General features: G+C 49.2%; 2 protein-coding genes. Both read right to left on the bottom strand.

Annotation, left to right across the window (positions count from 1 at the left end; genetic code table 11):
- The coding region (locus HW443_RS08425; RefSeq protein WP_275942763.1) for an Rnf-Nqr domain containing protein at positions 1–362 on the bottom strand (362 nt) is incomplete at its 3' end.
- Positions 362–715: FMN-binding protein (locus HW443_RS08430; protein WP_219857234.1), on the bottom strand; the 354-nt coding region annotated here is incomplete at its 5' end. The genes HW443_RS08430 and HW443_RS08425, both read right to left, overlap by 1 nt.

Below are 715 nucleotides of genomic sequence, written 5' to 3' on the forward strand. Positions count from 1 at the left end.
ATCTGTTCGAGGCAAAAGCCTCTGCCCTGGCCAGAATTATTCAATTTACCACGATGGGTGCGGACAAATATCCCCAGACGCTGGTAAAGGGCGGGGGAATAACCAGCCATGAGTAAGTCTACCACCGTCACCATGGTAGCGATGATAACGATATAGCTCGGGAGCCTCACCTCCGACGGAATAAACTTCTTGACAGCGGAAATAATCAGGTTGGAGGAGATCATGGTAAAAGCGAAGGCAAGACTCATCATCAGGGCATTCTCAACCATGGTGGTGACAGCCAGAGTGGGGCAGAGGCCTAAAACCAAAAAGAACACCGCATTGTTTTTTACTATGCCTTTCGTAAATTCCTGGAGCCTCATTATGGCATCCCCTCCGTCAATAACTCCATCAGTTCCTTAGCTTTATCACCAACAGCAGTGGTGACCGCCTGGGTACTTATAGTAGCACCGGTGATAGCCTCTATGGTCCCACCTTCTTTGGCCAACCTCAGTTCCTCCAGACGCTTTCCCTCGAACTGTCTCAAAAATTCCTCATCTGTTATTCTTGAGCCGAGGCCCGGCGTTTCGGCGTGACTTATGATACGCACACCTTTTATTATACCATCCCCGCCTATTCCAACTGCAATGCTTTTACACCCCTGATAGATCAGGTGACCAAACCGAGGGTGTACGGAACGAAAAGAAAGGTTTGGCAATGATGCAGAAGGCCAGCT

The organism is Candidatus Hakubella thermalkaliphila (genome assembly GCF_013281975.1).
Taxonomy (GTDB): domain Bacteria; phylum Actinomycetota; class Humimicrobiia; order Hakubellales; family Hakubellaceae; genus Hakubella; species Hakubella thermalkaliphila.